The following is a 17,151-nucleotide window of genomic DNA, read 5'->3' on the forward strand; positions in this document are numbered from 1 at the left end:
CGCACCGGTTTTCGGGCTACCAGCCGGTGTTGCCGGCGCCCCGGGTGATCGTGAAGCCACCCGCACTGGAGAGACCGCCGGCGGTGGCGCCGCTCACGGTCACGCGGGAGAAGGTTCCGGCCCCCGCGGAGTTGATCTCGATGCCGTACGACCCGGCCTTGTCGATCTTCAGCCCGTCGACGGTGAGCGCGCTGACGTTCTTCTGCCAGGACACGAGGAGCCCGCTGTAGGTGCTGTCGAGGATGTCGTTGTCCTTGACCAGGACGGGCGCGGTGATGTCGGAGGAGTCGGCGTAGATCCACAGGGCGCCGAGCTTGCTCTGCCAGTTGGGTTCGTAGCCGCCTGTGCGCGTCAGGGTGTTGCGCTGCACGGAGGTCGTCCCGCTGAAGGGGACCGGGGCGAAGCGGCTGCTGATGGCGATGCCGGACGAGCCGGTGACCGTGTCGGCGAGGAGGTTGTCCTCGACCCGGTTGCCGTGGCCGCCGTAGATGCCGACGGTGTTGGCGAGCATCGGGAGCTGCACGGTGTTGAAGCGGAACGCGCTGTCCGTGACCGCCTGGGCCTCGGAGAACATCGCGAGCCCGTCGTCACCGGTGTTGCGGACGCTGCTGTGCGCGACCTCGGTCGCCCTGGTCCCCTTGTGGAGGTTGACGCCGTCCGCGAAGGTGTCGCGGATGCGGAGCCCGGAGGCGTACAGGCCGTTGGTCGGGGCGTCGATCCAGAGGCCGACCTTGGTGTGCTGGATCCAGAGGTTCGTCAGGGTGGACCCGTTGCCGAAGTCTCCCTCGACAGCCGCGTCGAAGTTGGCGTCGTCGCGGTAGGAGACGTCCCCGGCGATCATGAGGTCCTGGACGTTGCTGGTCCCGCCGCGTCCGAAGAGCCCGCCCTTGCCGTTCTTGCCGCGCAGCACGGTGTACCACTGGCCGGCGCCGCGCAGGTCGGCTCCGGCGAGGTCGACGTGTCCCGAGATGTCGTACGTGCCGGTCGGCAGCCAGAGGCCCTTGCCCTGGGACGTGGCGGTGCTGATGGCCGTGTTGAGGGCTCCGGTGTCGTCACCCGAGTCGTTCGGGGTGACCCCGAGCGTCGTCGCGGAGACGAAGCCGGTGGACGGCATGGTCAGCGCGGCGGGAGCGGTCTCCGTCTCGACGAGGTCCAGCGTGTAGGAGGCGGCGGTGTCGCCCGCGTCCTTCTGGAACTTCAGCACGGTGCCCGCCGGGAGCGTCCCGGTCAGGAGGGTGCGGGTCTCGTCGAAGAAGTGGTGGCCGGAGCCCTGGGAGGGGACGTTGGTGTAGGGGTAACCGCCGTAGACCCAGCTGTACTTGGAGCTGAGGGGCAGGTCCCGGAGCTGGGTGCCGTCGGCGTAGACGCTGAGTGTGGTGTCGATGCCGGTGCCGGCCGCGTTGTCCGGGACGGAGTAGCGCAGGGTCAGGGCGTTGGCGGGCTTGGTCAGCGTGAACTGCACGTACTCGCCGGTGGCGTCCAGGACGACGGCCTTGCGGCCCGACGCCTCGGACGGGACGGTCAGGTAGGTGCGGTCGGGACCGGTCGTGCCGGCGTTCGTGCTGCCGTTCTCCGCCTCGTAGGCGGTGTACGGCATGGTGGCGCCCCGGGTGGCGTTGGGGGTGGAGCCGGTGACTCCGATCCCGTCGAGCTGGAGGGTCCCGTTGTCCCCGGAGGCGGTCCGCAGGGTGACGTGGTTGAGCGCGGCGCGCAGCGGGACGTCGGTGGCGGCGCTCTTCCAGGCGCCCCCGGTGCCGGGCAGGGTCAGCCGCCGGACGGTGGTGCCGTTGGCCAGCAGGGTGACGGTCGACGCGGTGGCGTCGGGGGTGCGGTAGCGCACGGTCACGGGGTACGTCGCCGCGCTGGGGGCGTTCACCGCGAAGACGGCGCGCGCACCGGTGGCGGTGAAGCCGGAGAGGTAGGCGCTGCCCTCGTACCCCGTGGCGGCGGTGGCCCTGGCCGGTCCGCCGGAGGCGAAGGCGTCCTCGGCCTGGTGGGTCAGGGTGGTGGGGCCGCCGGGGTCGGTCGGCGTGGTGGGCGTGGCCGGGGTGAGGCTGTCGATGTTGACGTTGCCGCTGTCGGCCGTGGTGAACGTCCAGGCGACGGTGTTGGCCCCCTTGGCGTACGTCACCGCCTCCTCCCGCGTGCCCCAGGTGTCCCAGTTCGCGGTCGCCGGCAGGCTGACCTGGCGGACCTTGGCCCCGTTGACGTACAGGCTCAGCGTCATCGTCGCGCCGGTGCCGTTCGCGTACCGCAGGGACACCGAACCGGCTCCGGCCTCGGCCGAGTTCACGGCGAAGGAGACGGAGGCGGAGCCCTTGTTGGCGTCGGTGAGGCCGCTCGCGAAGCCCGTGCCCGTGAAGCCGGAGTGGTCGGTGGCGGCGACCGCACCGCCCGAGAGCCGCGCGGACTCCGCCTCCAGGGCGCCGGAGGGGGTCGGGGTCCCGGTGCCGGCGGAGGTGTCGACGGTGCTGTTGTCGATGTTGACGTTGCCGCTGTCGGCCGTGGTGAACGTCCAGGCGACGGTGTTGGCCCCCTTGGCGTAGGTGACCGTCTCCCGTTGCGTGGCCCAGGTGTCCCAGTTCGCCGTCGGCGCCAGGCCGACCTGGCGGACCTTGACCCCGTTGACGTACAGGCTCAGTGTCATCGTCGCGCCGGTGCCGTTCGCGTACCGCAGGGCCACGGAACCGGTGCCCGCGGCCTGGGCGGTCACGCCGAAGGACACCGAGGCGGCGCCCTTGTGGGCGTCGGTGAAGCCGCCGACGAAGCCGGACCCGGTGTAGCCGCTGTGGTCGGTGGAGACGGCGGCGCCCCCGGACAGCTGGGCCGATTCGGCTTCCACCGTGACGGTGGCCGCCTGTGCGCCCCCTACCCCGTACAGCACGGTGCCGAGCAGGGAGACGAGGACGGGGAACGTGAGCCGGACAGCGGCTCGGGAGCGCTTTCTTGGTGCAGGAGACACGTCTGTGTGTCCTTCCTGTGGGGGTGGGTCAGCCCTTGAGGCTGCCCGCGGTGAGACCCGCGATGATGTGACGCTGGAAGACCAGGAAGAGGGCGAGCAGGGGGATGCTCGCCATGACCATCCCGGCCAGGAGCTGGTTGGCCGGCATGAACTCGGAGAGCCGGTTGAGCGCGACGGTGATGGGCTGCTTCGCCTCGTCGGGGAGGACGAGCATCGGCCAGAGGAAGTCCTTCCAGACCCCCACGACCGCGAAGATCGACACGACGGCGAGCACCGGCCGGGACAGGGGCAGGACCACCGAGACCAGGACCCTGAGCGTGCCCGCCCCGTCGATCCGCGCGGAGTCGAGGAGTTCGGCGGGGATCTGGTCGAAGAACCGCTTGAGGATGAAGATGTTGAAGGCGTTGGCGGCGGCGGGCAGCCAGATCGCGAACGGTGTGTTGATGAGGTTGACGTGGAAGAGCGGCACGTCGACCACCGTCAGATACGTCGGGACGAGCAGCGCCGAGACCGGCAGCATCAGGGTCGCCAGCATCATGCCGAGGACGACGTTGCCGAGCAGGGGCCTGAGCTTGGACAGGGCGTAGGCGGCGGACACGTCGACCAGCAGCTGGGTCAGCCAGGCCCCGAGGGCCAGGACCAGCGTGTTGAGGAAGAAGTGGCCAAGTCCGACGTTCGTCCAGGCGTCCGTGTAGCTCTCGGGGTGCCAGCTCTCGGGGAAGAGGCTGGGGTTCGGGTCGGCGAGCTCGGACGACGACTTCACCGCGCCCGTAGTCATCCAGTAGAGCGGGAAGACGAAGGCGATCGTGAAGCCGGTCAGGGTGGCGACGAGCACGAAGCGGTAGAGGAACCGGCCGGTGCGCCGGGTCATCTCGGCGGGCGCGATCAGGGTGCGTACGGGGGTTTCGGCTGCCATGGCGACGGTTCCTCTCAGCCCTTGCTGCGGGTCAGGCGCAGATAGACGACGGAGAAGAGGCCGAGCACCACGAAGAGCAGGGTGCTCATGGCGCTGGCCAGGCCGAAGTCGTTGTAGACGAAGGCGTAGCGGTACAGGAGCAGGAGCACGGTGACGGTGGCGTCGTCGGGTCCGCCGCCGGTGAGGACGAAGGGCTCGACGAAGACCTGCATCGTGCCGATGACCTGGAGCAGCAGCGTGATCATCAGGATGAAGCGCATCTGCGGGATCGTGACGTGCCACAGCCGCTGCCGGATCGACGCACCGTCGAGCTCCGCCGCCTCGTACAGCTCGCCGGGGATGCCGCCGAGTGCCGCCAGGTAGATCAGGGTGGTCGTGCCCATGTTGGCCCAGGTGGAGACGAGGACCAGGGACACCATGGCGAGGTTCTCCGACTCCAGCCACTGCTGGGCCGGCAGCTGGAAGACCTCCAGCACATTGTTGAACAGGCCGGGGCCCGGGTCGTAGAACTGGCGCCAGAGCAGCATGGTGACGATCGGCGGCAGCATGACCGGGAGGTAGACGGTCATGCGCAGGTACGAGCGCCCGTGCCGCAGTTCGTTCAGGATGACGGCGGTGGCGAACGGTGCGGCGAAGCCGAACACGAGGGCGAGCAGGGTGAAGTAGCCGGTGTTCTGCCAGGCGGTCAGGAACAGCGGGTCGTCCACCAGCCGCCGGAAGTTGTCCAGGCCCACCCACCGGGCGGGTTCGGAGAAGTTGACCTGCTGGAAGCCGAGCAGGACCCCGCGCACGATCGGGTACCAGGAGAAGAGCGCGAAGCAGAGCACTCCCGCGGCGAGGAAGAGGTAGGCGACCAGGTTCTCCCGCACGGCCCGGCGCAGCCGGGCGTTTCCCACGGGCTTCCCCGTCCGGGGCGCGGGCCCGGACGGGGAGCCGTCTTCGCCGGTGGCCTTCTCCGCTGCGGTGGAGAGCGGCTGGAGGGACATCGTCACGTCACTTCACCGAGGCGAGGATGGTGTCGGCCTTCTTGGCGGCCGCGGCCAGCAGCGCGTCGATGTCCGCGTCCTCCTTGGTGAGCACGGCCTGCATGACGCCGTCGAGGACGGTGTAGAGCTGCTGGGCGTTGGGCGGCTCGACCTTGGTCTCCACCTGCGCGTTGCGCTCGATGAAGGGCTGGTAGTTCTTCACCGGGGTGTTGGCGTACTGCTCGTGGATCCGGTCGATCTCCGCCTGGGCCTCGCCGGCGAACAGCCGGGGCTGCGGCAGCCCGATCGGCACACCCGTCTTCTGGGACCTCTTGCTGTCGACGTTCTCCCGCTCGGGGCTCCGCAGGTACTTCCACTGGACCCACTGCAGCCCGGCCTTGATCTTCTCCGGCGAGGCCTTCGGGTTGAACATGAAGCCGTCGCCGCCACCGAGGGTCGCGGTCCCGGGCAGCGCGGCCAGGCCGTACTCCTCGTACTCACGCTCGAACTGCTTGACGATGGTGGGGATGTTGTCGGGGCCCGCCATGTACATCCCGAGCTTGCCGGCGCCCATCATCTTCTGGACGTCGGCTATCTCCAGGAGCTGGCGGGTGCCCATGCTCTTGTCCGTCCAGCGCATGTCGTGCAGGGCGTTGAGCGCCTTGCGGCCCGCCTCGCTGTCGAAGGCGGCCTTCCAGCGGCCGTCCTGCTTCGTGGCCACCTCCCCGCCCATGGAGTAGATCCACGAGGTGAGGTGCCAGCCGCCCTGGTTGTTCTTGCTGTAGTCGGCGTAGCCGACCGTGCCGTCACCGAGCGCGCTGATCTTCTTCGCGGCGGTGCGCACCTCCTCCCAGGTGGCCGGCGGCTTGTCGGGGTCGAGACCGGCCTTGGCGAACAGGTCGCGGTTGTAGAGCAGGCCCATCGAGTAGTTGCCGGTGGGCAGGCCGTACGTCTTGCCCTCGGCGTCCTTGAAGACCTTCATCAGCGCCGGGTCGATGTCCTCGAAGTACGGCACGTCGCCGGTGTACTTCGAGATGTCGGCGGCCTGGCGGCGCTGGATCAGTCCGGCGGGGTCGGTGAAGTAGACGTAGTACACGTCCTCCAGCTGGCCGCCCGCGAGCTTGGCCGCGAAGGTCTTCGGGTCCATCTGGCCCTCGCGGGCGTCGATCTTGATCTTCGGGTGGCTCTTCTCGAAGGCCGCGACGTCCTCCATGAAGTTCTTGCGGTCGACGGCCTGCGTCTTGGCGGGCATGCCGTTCACGCTGATCGTGACCACGCCGTTCTTGTCCACGCCGGACGGCGAGTCTCCGGAGCCGCCGCAGGCCGTGAGGGCGAGGGAGAGGGCGACGGCCGTCGCCGAGCCGAGAAGCTGACGTCTGCTGATGCCGGACATGCCAACCATGGGGATCGTGCCTTCCTGGGGGTCCGCTGCGGGGTTGTCGGACCCCGAGCACTGAGCTGCGCCGAAGGTAGAAGCCGGTTACGCAAGAAGTCAATGCATCTACGCAAGAAAGTAATCTCAGCGGCTTGTGCAAGAAACCTGGAAGGGCTCCGGGCTGTTCAGCGGGGCCGGGCGGCGGTGGAGCCCCGGACGATCAGCTCGGTGTCGAACATCATCAGTTCGTTTGCTCCCGCATGGCCGTCGATCTGCGCCGCCAGGGAGGCCACGACCGCCGAGGCCATCGCCTGGATCGGCTGCCGCGCGGTGGTCAGCGGCGGGTCGGTGGCCACCATGAACGGCGAATCGTCGAACCCGACCACCGAGAGGTCCCGCGGCACGGAGACGCCTTGGCGGCGGGCTCCCCGGACGGCCCCGAGCGCCAGGGCGTCACTGGCGCAAACGATTCCGGTGACCCCCTCCGCCAGCAGCCGGGGCAGCGCCGTGGCGCCGCCCTCCATCGTGAACAGCGCGTGCGCCACCAGCCGCCGCCAGTCGTCCGCGGGTACGCCCCGGCGCGCGCAGAAGGCGGCGAACCCGGCGAGCTTCCGTGCCGAGGGCACGTGACCCACCGGCCCGAGGATCACGCCGATCCGCTCGTGCCCCAGCGCCGACAGGTGCGAGAGCGCCTGGTCGGCGGCGAGCGCGTCGTCCACCCTCACCTGGGGGACGCCCGTGTTCTCGTCGGCCGCGTTGAGCAGCACCATCGGGATGCGGCGTTCCCGCAGCGCACGGCCGTGTTCGGGGCCGGCGTCGGCGTAGCTGGCGCCGATGAAGACGATGCCGCCGATGTTCTGCCGCAGCAGCATCTCGATGTAGTGCGCCTCGGAGACGCCGTCGGCCGTCCTGGTGCAGAGCACGGGGATGAGCCCCCGCTTGTTGAGCAGTCCGCACAGGGCCTCGGCGAAGGCGGAGAAGATCGGATTCTGCAGATCGGGCACGACCAGACCGATGAGCGCGGCCCGCTCGGCCCGGTAGCGGGCCGGCCGCTCGATCCCGCACACGTCCAGTGCGCTCAGCACCGCTTCACGGGTCGTGCTCGCCACATCGGGGCTGCCGTTGAGGACGCGGCTGACCGTCGCCTCGCTGACACCCGCGTACTCGGCCACCTGAGAGAGTCGTCGTTTCGTCACGGAGCTCACCCTACAAAGGGCTACGCAAAAATGAAGATCACTTACGAAAGAAAATGACTTTCCCCGAAAGTCGCCTCTCCCCACACCCGGCCCGACCCCGGCACCGGGGTGTGGGGAGGGCCACGCGGGGGTGGCCGTACACATGTCACCAGCACCCCTGAGGACCAGGTATTATTTTCGAGTCAGCAGGCGCCGTTAGCTCAGTTGGTTAGAGCAGCTGACTCTTAATCAGCGGGTCCGGGGTTCGAGTCCCTGACGGCGCACGACACGACAGTGGGCGGTCTCCCTCCGAGGAGACCGCCCACTGCGCGTTCGTACTGCGTCAGAACTGCACGTCGGAGCACGCGTAGAACGCGTTGGTGGTGTCCGCGACGTTCCAGACGGCCAGGATGATGTGCTTGCCGCTCTTCTGGGTGGGGATCGTGCCCTGGTGGGTCAGCGTCGCCGGGGGCTGCTGGTTCCCGTACGGCACGGTCATGAAGGGCTGCGACTCCAGGGCGGCCCTGGTGAGCGGCTTCGTGGAGTCCCAGCCGTTCTTGGTGATGTAGTACCGGAAGTCACTCGTGGAGTGGCGGGCCGTGAACTGCCAGCGGAAGCTGTAGCCCTGTCCGCCGGTGACCTTCGTGGCGGGCCAGGCGCCACCTCGCGGGTCGTCGAGCTGGGCGAACTGGCTGTTCCCGCCGGAGCAGATCTTGCCGTCGGCGGGTCCTGCCGCCGGGAAGCCCTTGGGGCCCTCGACGCTCTGCGGCTCCCACTGGATGTTGCCGCAGCCGGTGACGGTGCCGTTGGCGCAGAGCTTCTGCCGGCTGATGGGTGAGTCCGTGTAGCCGTGGCTGCTGGCACCGCTGGTCGCGAGCATGGAGACGCCCGCTATCGCCAGGCCGATGACGGCCGCGCTTGCCCTTTTCCGCATGCTGTGTCGCTCCTCAAGAACGTGGGGGATGTTCCGGGGCACTGCTGCGCGCATTGGTGGTGCGGTCTAGACCAAGTCCAGATTATTGACGCCGCATGAACATGTCCAGACCAATGTGATTCCGGTTTCCGTACGCTCCCCGGCGCCGACCCGGGCGGTCAGGCTCCCTCTCCACCGCCGCGACCGGTGTAGAAAGCCACCGTCAGATCCCTGACCAGGGCCTTGTGTTCGTAGGCGTCGAGCTCGACGATGCCGCGCGCGGTCAGCCGGCCGACCGTGTCGTCCACCGCGTCGACCACGGACGTCAGCACCCCGTCGCGGTGCTTGGCGTCGATGGCCGCCACCCGGCACCGCTGCATCGCGGCCGCGACCTCGGGGGCGTACTCGATCGCGGTCGGCTGCGCCGAGTACACCTCGATGCCCACGGGCGCGCAGTCCGCCGTCAGCATCCGGGTCAGGGCGTCGCCCACCGCCTCCGCGTCGCGCAGGGTGCGGGTGTCTTCGTGGAAGGCGTCGGCCGGCAGCTGCGAGAGCACCCGGGCCAGCGCCGCCTCCACCTGGTCGCTCAGGTAGTGCTCGTGGTCCGCGACCCCGAACACGGCCCGGGCGGTGTCCCTCACCCGCCACACGACGAGGACGACCGCCCGCAGAGCGGTCCCGCTGGCGTCCACGGCGGGCAGCGGCTCACTGCGCCAGTGCCGCAGGCGTACGTCGACCCGGCGGCGCAGCAGGAGCGGGGAGATCCAGAGGAGACCGGTGCGCCGGACGCTGCCCCGGTAGTCACCGAAGAGGGTCAGCACCGAGGCGTGTCCGGCCCGGCCCCGGCCGAGACCGCAGAGCGCGAAGAGCGCCACGGCCGCCAGCAGTGAGAGCAGTGCCCAGGCCCCGCTGCCGAGCCCGTCGTACGGGCGGTGCCCGAGCCCGAGCCGGCCGGTCAGCGCGGCGGGCACCGCGCCCCGCCACCAGAGCACGGCGAGCCCCGCGGCCACCCCCGCGGCCGCGGTGAGCAGCGCGGCCCAGCCGGGCAGTGCGGGCCCCGGCCGCTCGGTGAGCCGGGGGTCGGCGGGCGGCGCGGCCCGGCCGGGCGCCCGCACCTGGGCGGACCGCTGGAGGGGCGGACGCCGGTCACCGGACCGCCGTGCGGCACCGGCCCCCGCAGCGGTCCGGCCCGTCCCGCCCTGCCCGGCGTCGTGGCCGTCGTCGCGGAAGAGCAGGTGTACGGGGATGGGCGCGGTGGTCTCGGTGGCGATGACGGGCTGCCTGCGTCCGGCCCCCCACCAGGCGACCGGGTCGGCGGCGCCGACGGTCAGCGTCACCGGGGCGCGCTCGCCCTCGCCCGGCGCACCGGCCCCGCCGGTCACCGGCTTCCGGAGATCCGGCGGCCCGGCCGGCGGGGCCGCCGGGACGTCCTCCTCGCCCTTCTCCCCCTCCTCCCCCGCGTCCGGGCCGAAGGCCCGGCCCGAGACCGGCTCCGGAGCCGGCAGCTCCCAGTCGGCCGACGGCTCCGGGTCGAACTCCGGCCCCTGCGGCGGCTCCGGGTCCAGCTGCAGCTCCAGCTCCAGGTCCAGATCCACGGGGACCCTGGCGGGGCCCCGGCCCACGACGGCCACCGCGTCCAGGGCGGGCCCCAGGTCGGCCGGGATCTCCTCGTGGACCACCGCGGAAGGGCCGTCCACCTCGACGGGTACGACGACCAGCGCGGGCACCTCCACCTCGGCGGGCGTACCGGTCACCTCGGCCACCTCCACCTGGGCGGGGGTACGGGTCACCTCGGCCACCTCCACCTCGGCGGGCGTAACGGTCACCTCGCGTGCCACCGTCAGAGGGGCGGCATCCGTCACCACGGGCGCATCCGTCACCACGGGCGCGTCCGCCACTGCAGGCGCATCCGCCACCCCGGGCACGTCCACCACCGCCCGGGGGGACCACCACTGCACCGGTGCCGGGTCCGGCTCACCGCCGGGCCCCGGCACCCCGCTCCCGTACGCATCCGTCGCACAGGTCGCCTCCGTCACCGGCAGCACCTCCGTCGGCCGCTCTCCCTGCTCGTCCCCCGCCCCGGGCCCGGGCACGATCGCCCGCGTGTCCCGCTCGCCGAGCTCGTCCCACTCGCCCCGTACGTTCTCCGTCGACCGCATTCCCGCCTCCGTCATGTCCGTTCCGTTGCTTCAGCCGTCACGCGAAGAGCCGGCGCCATGTCTCCGGCCCCGGGTATCCGTCCGCCGCGCCCCCGGACCAGCCCTGGGCGCGCTGGAACGCCTCGACGTTGCGGCGGTCCGCCTCCGTCCAGCGCGGGCCGGGGCCCGTCGCGTAGTGCGCGCCGTACCCCTTCTTCACCAGCTGGGCGCCGAGCCGCTGGATGTGGCTGCCGGCCTGCCCCGGTCCGAAGGAGCTCCGCCCCGGGTACGCCGCCGTCCCGCTCGGGCTGCCGCCCGTCGTGGCGGCGGGGATCCTGTGCCCGGTGCCGGCGACCAGCAGGCGCCAGGTGTGCGGGCCGGGGACGCCGTCGGCCTCCGCGCCCTTCCACCCCTGCGCAAGCTGGAACGCCTGGGTCGCCCTCTTGTCCGCGTCGCCCCAGCGGGGTCCCGCGCCCTGCGTGTAGAAGCGCTTGCCGCCCTGGGCGATGAGCATCGTCCCGAGCCTGGTCACGTGCGCGTTGTTCGCGCCCGCGCCGAACTTGGCGGCCCCCGGGAACGCCGTCGCCGAGCTGCCGCTCGTCCCGCTGACGATGCCCTTGTAGCGGTAGGCCACGTACTTGGAGGAGTTGCTCCAGTACGCCATCGGCGTCGTCGCCGCGCGGGCGTTGGGGCGGGTCTGCTCGTACGCCAGGTAGTGGCTGTGCGTGTGGTCGGTCCAGCCGCCGAAGACCGTGACGTGCGATCCCACCGCGGGGTCGGCCAGGTTGTGGAAGAGGAGGATGTCGCCGGGCTGGAGGTCCGCCCGGGCGATCTTCGTGCCGAAGGTGGCGAGGCTGCCGGTCCACTCGTTGGTGCCGAGGTTCCACGCCATCGACACGAAGCCGGAGCAGTCCTGCCGGTAGCCGTCCGACCAGTAGGCCGCCATGTCGTACGGGACCTGGGCGGACACCCACTTCTTGGCGCGGTTGATGATCTCGGTCCGGGTGGTCGTGCGCTGAGCCGTCCCCGGTGCGGCGGGCGGCCCCGACGCTCCGCCGCTGTTCAGCGGCCCGACCGTGCCCTGCGGGGTGACCGGCTGGGGGTCGGCCTCCGCGCCGGCCCGGGTGTCCCGGCCCGCGGCGGTGGCGGCCGCCTGGGCCGCCCCGCAGGACAGGACGACGCCCGCCGCGGTGACCAGCACCAGGGCCCTTCGCGCACCGTGCGCGGCCGGGTGGCCGCCATGGCGCACGGGCAGCGCGGCGGCCGTACGGCGGCGTCGGGCGCAGCCCGGACAGCCGCAGTCGGCGTCGGGTTCGTACTCCTCGAAGACCGGCACAGTCATGCGCCTCCTCTTCCTCTCGGCAGTCGTCCAGATCTTCCGCGTCTCCACTTTCCGGGCATATCTCATGGTGACGGACTAAAGGGAAAAAACGACCATCCGACAGGCCGAGGCTGAGAGGAATTGGTCAGGAGCACTCCCGCAGATCGGGTAAAGTTCTCCAGGTCAGCAGGCGCCGTTAGCTCAGTTGGTTAGAGCAGCTGACTCTTAATCAGCGGGTCCGGGGTTCGAGTCCCTGACGGCGCACGCAACAGCGAGGCCCCCTCACCGAGTGTGAGGGGGCCTCGCTCATGTCCGCCTCCCGCGCGGACGTGCCCCCAGGGCGCCTTTCGTCACCTCCGCACGCCCCCTGCGCGGCGTTCCCCAAATCGCACGTATGGCTGACAAACCACCCATTCTCATCCTTGCGTTCATGTCGCGTAATCGGACAACCTGACCAGACGCCGCCCGGGGAATCCACGGATCCCCCGGTGCCGGGAGGACGACGAGCGGCCTCCTCCCGGGGCGGGGGCAGTTCCTCTTCCACGCCCTGATCCAGCGCGCGGGCAACCGCTACGGCTCCCCGATGTTCGTCGGCACGAGCAACGCCGTGCGCATATCGGCGCTCAAGCAGATCGGCGGCCTCTACGACTCGATCACCGAGGACATGGCCACCGGCTTCGAGATCCACCGCCACCGCAACCCGCTCACCGGCGGGAAGTGGCGCTCGGTCTACACCCCGGACGTCCTGGCCGTCGGCGAAGGGCCGACCGCGTGGACCGACTTCTTCACCCAGCAGCTGCGCTGGTCCCGGGGGACGTACGAGACGATCCTCAAGCAGTACTGGAAGGGCTGGTTCTCGCTGCCGCCGGGCAAGCTCCTCAACTACACGTTGATGATCATCTTCTACCCGATGTCGGCCCTGAACTGGATCCTCGCCGCCCTGAGCTGCGCCCTGTTCCTCGGCATGGGTGCCTCCGGCGTCCAGATCGACCCGGTGATCTGGATGATGCTGTACGGCAACGCCTCGGCGCTCCAGATCGGCCTCTACGTCTGGAACCGCCGCCACAACGTCTCACCGCACGAACCCGAGGGCTCCGGCGGCCTGGCCGGCATGGTGATGTCCGCGCTCTCCGCGCCGCTCTACGCCCGCTCCCTGATGGACGCGGTGCTGCGCCGCACGAGCTCCTTCGTGGTGACGCCGAAGGGCGACTCGTCCAGCCCGGACACCCTCTTCGGCACCTTCCGCATCCACCTCTTCTTCCTCCTCGTCTTCGGCGGTTCGATCGCCGCCTCCTTCGTCCTCGGCCACAGCCACCCGGCGATGCTCACCTGGGCCTGCCTGGCGCTGCTGATCACCGCCGCGCCGATCGCCGGCTGGCGGTACACGGTCCGCGCCGAGCGGAGGAAGCGCCGCGGCGGACCACCCGCGCCGGCACCACGGCCCGTACCGCGGGCCGGGTCCACGCCGGCGGGAGACGAGGACACCCTGCAGATCGCCCTTGGGGGACATAACAGATGACGTACCGTCCGAGCCGCCGTACCCGCCGCCTGGCGATCGGCACGGCGGTGGTTCTGGCGCTCGCGGGGGCGAACGGGCCCTGGCTGTACCGCTTCGGCACCGAGCGCTACCACGCCTACGCCATCGACAAGCAGGACTACAAGGCGGAGAACGGCCACTGGGACTTCCTGGACGTCCCTCCGGAGTTCCGGATCAACACGATCCACGCCGCACTGCTGCACACCGGCAAGGTCCTGCTCGTCGCGGGCTCGGGCAACGACCAGGAGAACTTCGACGCGAAGAGCTTCCGCTCGGTGCTGTGGGACCCCGAGGAGAACACGTACAAGAACATCCCGACGCCGAAGGACATGTTCTGCGCCGGGCACACCCAGCTCCCCGGCGGGAAGCTCCTCATCGCCGGCGGCACGAAGCGCTACGAGAAGCTCGAGGGCGATGTCACCAAGGCCGGCGGCCTGATGATCGTCCACAACGAGGACCCGGACGCGCCGGTCACCGTGCCCGCGGGCACCCGCTTCACCGGCAAGGACAACGGGAAGACCTTCGTCTCCGAGGACCCGGTGCTCGTGGAGAAGGCCACCAAGGTCTTCGACAAGCGGACCGGCGCGTTCCTCCGCACCGAACCGGGGCTCGGTCGGATCTACGTCGAGGCGCAGAAGTCCGGGGCGCGGTACGGGACCGGCACGGAGGACAACTACCGGATATCGGGGCTCACGGGCTCCGACGCCCGCAACGTGTACGGGATCGCGCAGAAGCTGGCCCTGGACAAGAAGGACTTCCAGGGGATCCGGGAAGCCTACGAATTCGATCCCGTGGCCGAGAAGTACATCGGTGTCGACCCGATGAACGAGGCGCGCTGGTACCCGACGCTCACCACCCTGGAGGACGGCAGGGTCCTCTCGCTGTCCGGCCTCGACGAGATCGGGCAGATCGTGCCCGGCAAGGACGAGATCTACGACCCGGAGACGAAGACGTGGGAGTACACCGGCGTCGTCCGGAGGTTCCCCACCTATCCCGCCGTCTTCCTGATGAACAACGGGAAGCTCTTCTACTCGGGCTCCAACGCCGGCTACGGCCCCGCCGACGTGGGCCGCGACCCGGGCGTCTGGGACCTGGAGTCCGACACCTTCACGAAGATTCCCGGGCTCGGCGACCCGGACAGGACGGAGACCTCGGCGACCGTACGGCTGGCCCCCGCCCAGGACGAGACGTACATGGTGATCGGCGGGGGCGGGGTCGGTGAGTCCGGCAGGTCCAGCGCGAAGTCACGGCTCGTCGACCTGACGGAGGACGAACCCCGCTTCACGGACGGCGCCTCCCTCGACGAGGGCACCCGCTACCCGAGCGCCTCCCTCCTGCCGGACGACTCCCTGCTCGTCACCGGCGGCTCCCACGACTACCGGGGGCGCGGCGGTTCGGACCTCCTGCAGGCCAGGCTGTACGACGCGGCGTCGGACACCTACCGTCGGGTCGCGGACCCCGCCGTGGGCCGCAACTACCACTCGGGGTCCGTGCTGCTCCCCGACGGCCGGGTCATGATCTTCGGATCCGACCCCCTCTACGCGGACCGGGCGAACACGCGGCCCGGCACCTTCGAGCAGCGCATCGAGATCTACACGCCGCCCTACCTGTACCGCGGCGGGCGCCCGGAGCTGACCGCCGGGCCCGAGCGCATCTCGCGAGGCGGCACCGGGCTGTTCACGACCCGGCACGCCTCGTCGATCACCTCGGCGAAGCTGATGCGCCCGAGCGCGGTCACGCATGTCACGGACACCGACCAGCGGTCGGTCGCCCTGGACCTGGAGAAGTCCGGCGACAGCATCTCCGTGACCGTCCCGAGGAACCGCGCCCTGGTCCCGTCCGGCTGGTACATGCTGTTCGTCACGGACGCCGACGGCACACCGTCGGAGGGCATGTGGGTGGAGATCCCCTGACCCCTCCCGTCCGGCGGCCACCCGGTGTGGCACGGGTCACGGGAACTCCCCGGCCCGGCCGGAGAGCTAGGTGGTGTGAGATGTGATGAACAGGAAGACCGGGAGCGCATGCGCGCACGGATCAGGGCGGGCGACCGCGAGGCGTTCGCCGCGCTCCACGAGGAGTACGCGCGGGCGGTCTACAACCACGCCTACCGGCTGACGGGCGACTGGTCGACGGCCGAGGAGGTGCTGTCCGAGACCTTCCTGGCCGCCTGGCGCACCCGTCACTCCGTCGAACCGGAGGGCGACTCGCTGCGGCCGTGGCTGCTCGGGATCGCCACGAACAAGGCCCGCAACGCGAACCGCGGCATCGGGCGGCGCCTGGCCTTCCTCTCCCGCCAACCCGCTCCGGAACCGGTGGCGGACATCGCGGACACCACGGCCGGACGCGTCGACGACACACGGCGGCTCGCGGCGATCCGGGAGGCGCTGGGCGGGCTCCGCCGCCAGGAGCGCGAGGTGCTGGCCCTCTGTGTCTGGTCCGAGCTGGACTACGCCGGGGCCGCCGAAGCCCTGGGCGTCCCGGTGGGCACCGTACGGTCGCGGCTGTCCCGCGCCCGTACGCGGCTGCGCCGGCTCACCGACGAGCAGCTCCGCCGGACATCGGACGGGGTCGCCGCGCGCGCATCACGCCCCGGAGAAGCAGTCAGGTCCGGAAGGGAACCCCGTCCCCGCCGCGGAGAGGTAGAGGGCAGGGCCGCGTTCGTGGCCCTGCCCATCCAGGAGGAAGCCCGATGAACGACCGCACCTCCGGCCCCGACCGGGCCGAACGCGAGGAGCTGGCCCGGCTGTTGCCGGCCCCGGCCGAACGGGACCTGCCCCCGGGCCGTCTTCTCCACCACAAGGACAGTCTGATGCGTCTGATCGACCAGGACCGCGCCCGCGCCACCGCGCGCCCCCGCCCCCGCCTCCTGCGCCCCGCCGTCCTGCTGCCCGCCGCCGGACTCGCCCTGGGCGGCGTCCTGCTGACCACGCTCGCCGTGACCGGCCAGGGCAGCGCCCCGGCACCGTCCGCCGCGGGCACCGGCTCCCACGCCACGGCCCCGCGTGGCGCGGCCGTGCTGCTCGACCGCATCGCCTCGGTCGCCGAGGAGAGCGGCGAACGGACGGTCACGGGCGACCAGTTCGTCTACGTCAGGACCCTGCAGACCCGGAACGAGGGCGTTTTCGACGGCCCGGTGAAGCTGACGGAACCCCGCGAGCGTGAGGTCTGGATGGCGCAGAAGGCGGGACCGGTCATCGACGTCGGCCTGATCCACGAGGACGGCGCGTACGTCCCGATCGAGGTCGGGGTTCCGGACGGCGAGACCCCCGTCGGCCAGCCGGCGGGCCTCGGCCGGCCGACGTACGCGTGGCTGGCCTCGCTGCCCACCGATCCGGACGTCCTGCTCCGGCGGCTCGCCACCGAGATCACCCGGGACCAGGACGCGCGGGACACCCCGGCCGAGGAGCGGGACCGGGCCCAGGACACCTTCGACGCCATCGGTGAGCTGCTGCGCGAGACCCTGATGCCGCCGAGGACCGCGGCCGCCCTCTACAAGGCCGCGGCGAGGATCCCCGGCGTGACCGTGGACCCCGACGCGGTGGACGCGGCCGGCCGGCGCGGGATCGGCGTGGCCCGCGACGACACCCGGGCCGGCTGGCGCACCGCCTGGATCTTCGACTCGGCGACCCTGGGGTACCTGGGCGAGCGGAGCTACCTCACCAGGGACACCCCCATGGGCAAGAAGGGCACCCTGATCAACGCCTCGGCGGTCATGGAGCGCGCGGTCGTCGACACCCTCCGAGAGAAGCCGACGGCAGGGAAGCCGGCGACCGAGAGGCCGGCAGCCGGAAGGCCGACGGCTGGGAAGCAGTCGACGACGACCTGATCCCGGCGGGGAGCTGGAGGGCC

General features: G+C 70.9%; 11 protein-coding genes, 2 tRNA genes and 1 pseudogene. 6 read left to right on the forward strand and 8 right to left on the reverse strand.

The window, feature by feature from the left end:
- Positions 1-16: 16 nt before the first annotated feature.
- The 5 genes from OG488_RS13915 to OG488_RS13935 all read right to left on the reverse strand — a co-directional run bounded on the left by OG488_RS13915 (position 17) and on the right by OG488_RS13935 (position 7,414).
- Positions 17-2,962, reverse strand: coding sequence for a carbohydrate-binding protein (locus OG488_RS13915; protein ID WP_329229215.1), 2,946 nt, complete (start codon positions 2,960-2,962; stop codon positions 17-19).
- A 28-nt stretch (positions 2,963-2,990) separates the two neighbouring features.
- On the reverse strand, positions 2,991-3,878 hold the full coding sequence (locus OG488_RS13920) for a carbohydrate ABC transporter permease (protein WP_329229216.1): 888 nt from the start codon (positions 3,876-3,878) through the stop codon (positions 2,991-2,993).
- A 14-nt stretch (positions 3,879-3,892) separates the two neighbouring features.
- Positions 3,893-4,864, reverse strand: coding sequence for a carbohydrate ABC transporter permease (locus tag OG488_RS13925; RefSeq protein WP_403699993.1), 972 nt, complete (start codon positions 4,862-4,864; stop codon positions 3,893-3,895).
- Between the two features lie 7 nt (positions 4,865-4,871).
- A complete protein-coding gene (locus OG488_RS13930; RefSeq protein WP_406462590.1) occupies positions 4,872-6,245 on the reverse strand; it encodes an ABC transporter substrate-binding protein in 1,374 nt (457 codons plus the stop codon).
- Positions 6,246-6,403: 158 nt separating this feature from the next.
- On the reverse strand, positions 6,404-7,414 hold the full coding sequence (locus tag OG488_RS13935) for a LacI family DNA-binding transcriptional regulator (RefSeq protein ID WP_329229218.1): 1,011 nt from the start codon (positions 7,412-7,414) through the stop codon (positions 6,404-6,406).
- A 189-nt stretch (positions 7,415-7,603) separates the two neighbouring features.
- On the opposite strand from OG488_RS13935, the gene OG488_RS13940 reads away from it, so the two are divergent.
- Positions 7,604-7,677: transfer RNA gene (locus OG488_RS13940), tRNA-Lys, on the forward strand.
- A gap of 59 nt (positions 7,678-7,736) precedes the next feature.
- Here the strand turns inward: OG488_RS13940 and OG488_RS13945 are convergent.
- The 3 genes from OG488_RS13945 to OG488_RS13955 all read right to left on the reverse strand — a co-directional run bounded on the left by OG488_RS13945 (position 7,737) and on the right by OG488_RS13955 (position 11,786).
- The gene (locus tag OG488_RS13945) at positions 7,737-8,327 is read right to left on the reverse strand and encodes a lytic polysaccharide monooxygenase auxiliary activity family 9 protein (RefSeq protein ID WP_329229220.1); all 591 of its coding nucleotides are present in this window, start codon (positions 8,325-8,327) and stop codon (positions 7,737-7,739) included.
- A gap of 158 nt (positions 8,328-8,485) precedes the next feature.
- On the reverse strand, positions 8,486-10,480 hold the full coding sequence (locus OG488_RS13950; protein ID WP_329229222.1) for an SPFH domain-containing protein: 1,995 nt from the start codon (positions 10,478-10,480) through the stop codon (positions 8,486-8,488).
- Positions 10,481-10,502: 22 nt separating this feature from the next.
- Positions 10,503-11,786: a peptidoglycan-binding protein gene (locus OG488_RS13955; RefSeq protein ID WP_329229223.1), complete on the reverse strand. Its 1,284-nt coding sequence runs from the start codon at positions 11,784-11,786 to the stop codon at positions 10,503-10,505.
- Between the two features lie 169 nt (positions 11,787-11,955).
- Between OG488_RS13955 and OG488_RS13960 the strand changes: the two genes are divergently transcribed.
- The 5 genes and pseudogenes from OG488_RS13960 (at position 11,956) to OG488_RS13980 (ending at position 17,128) form a co-directional block, all read left to right on the forward strand.
- A tRNA-Lys gene (locus OG488_RS13960) sits at positions 11,956-12,029 on the forward strand.
- Positions 12,030-12,294: 265 nt separating this feature from the next.
- A pseudogene (locus OG488_RS13965) lies at positions 12,295-13,284 on the forward strand (glycosyltransferase family 2 protein); the annotation flags it as partial.
- Entirely contained in the window at positions 13,281-15,215 is a 1,935-nt protein-coding gene (locus tag OG488_RS13970; protein ID WP_329229225.1) for a kelch motif-containing protein, read from the forward strand. The pseudogene OG488_RS13965 and the gene OG488_RS13970, both read left to right, overlap by 4 nt.
- A gap of 108 nt (positions 15,216-15,323) precedes the next feature.
- Positions 15,324-15,995 carry an RNA polymerase sigma factor gene (locus OG488_RS13975; RefSeq protein WP_329229227.1) on the forward strand — a complete coding sequence of 224 codons (672 nt, stop codon included), beginning with the start codon at positions 15,324-15,326 and terminating at the stop codon, positions 15,993-15,995.
- Positions 15,992-17,128, forward strand: a complete 1,137-nt coding sequence (locus OG488_RS13980; protein WP_329229228.1) for a CU044_5270 family protein — start codon at positions 15,992-15,994, stop codon at positions 17,126-17,128. Before OG488_RS13975 ends, OG488_RS13980 begins: the two co-directional genes overlap by 4 nt.
- Positions 17,129-17,151: the final 23 nt, after the last annotated feature.

Origin of the sequence: Streptomyces sp. NBC_01460 (genome assembly GCF_036227405.1) — a bacterium.
Lineage (GTDB): Bacteria > Actinomycetota > Actinomycetes > Streptomycetales > Streptomycetaceae > Streptomyces.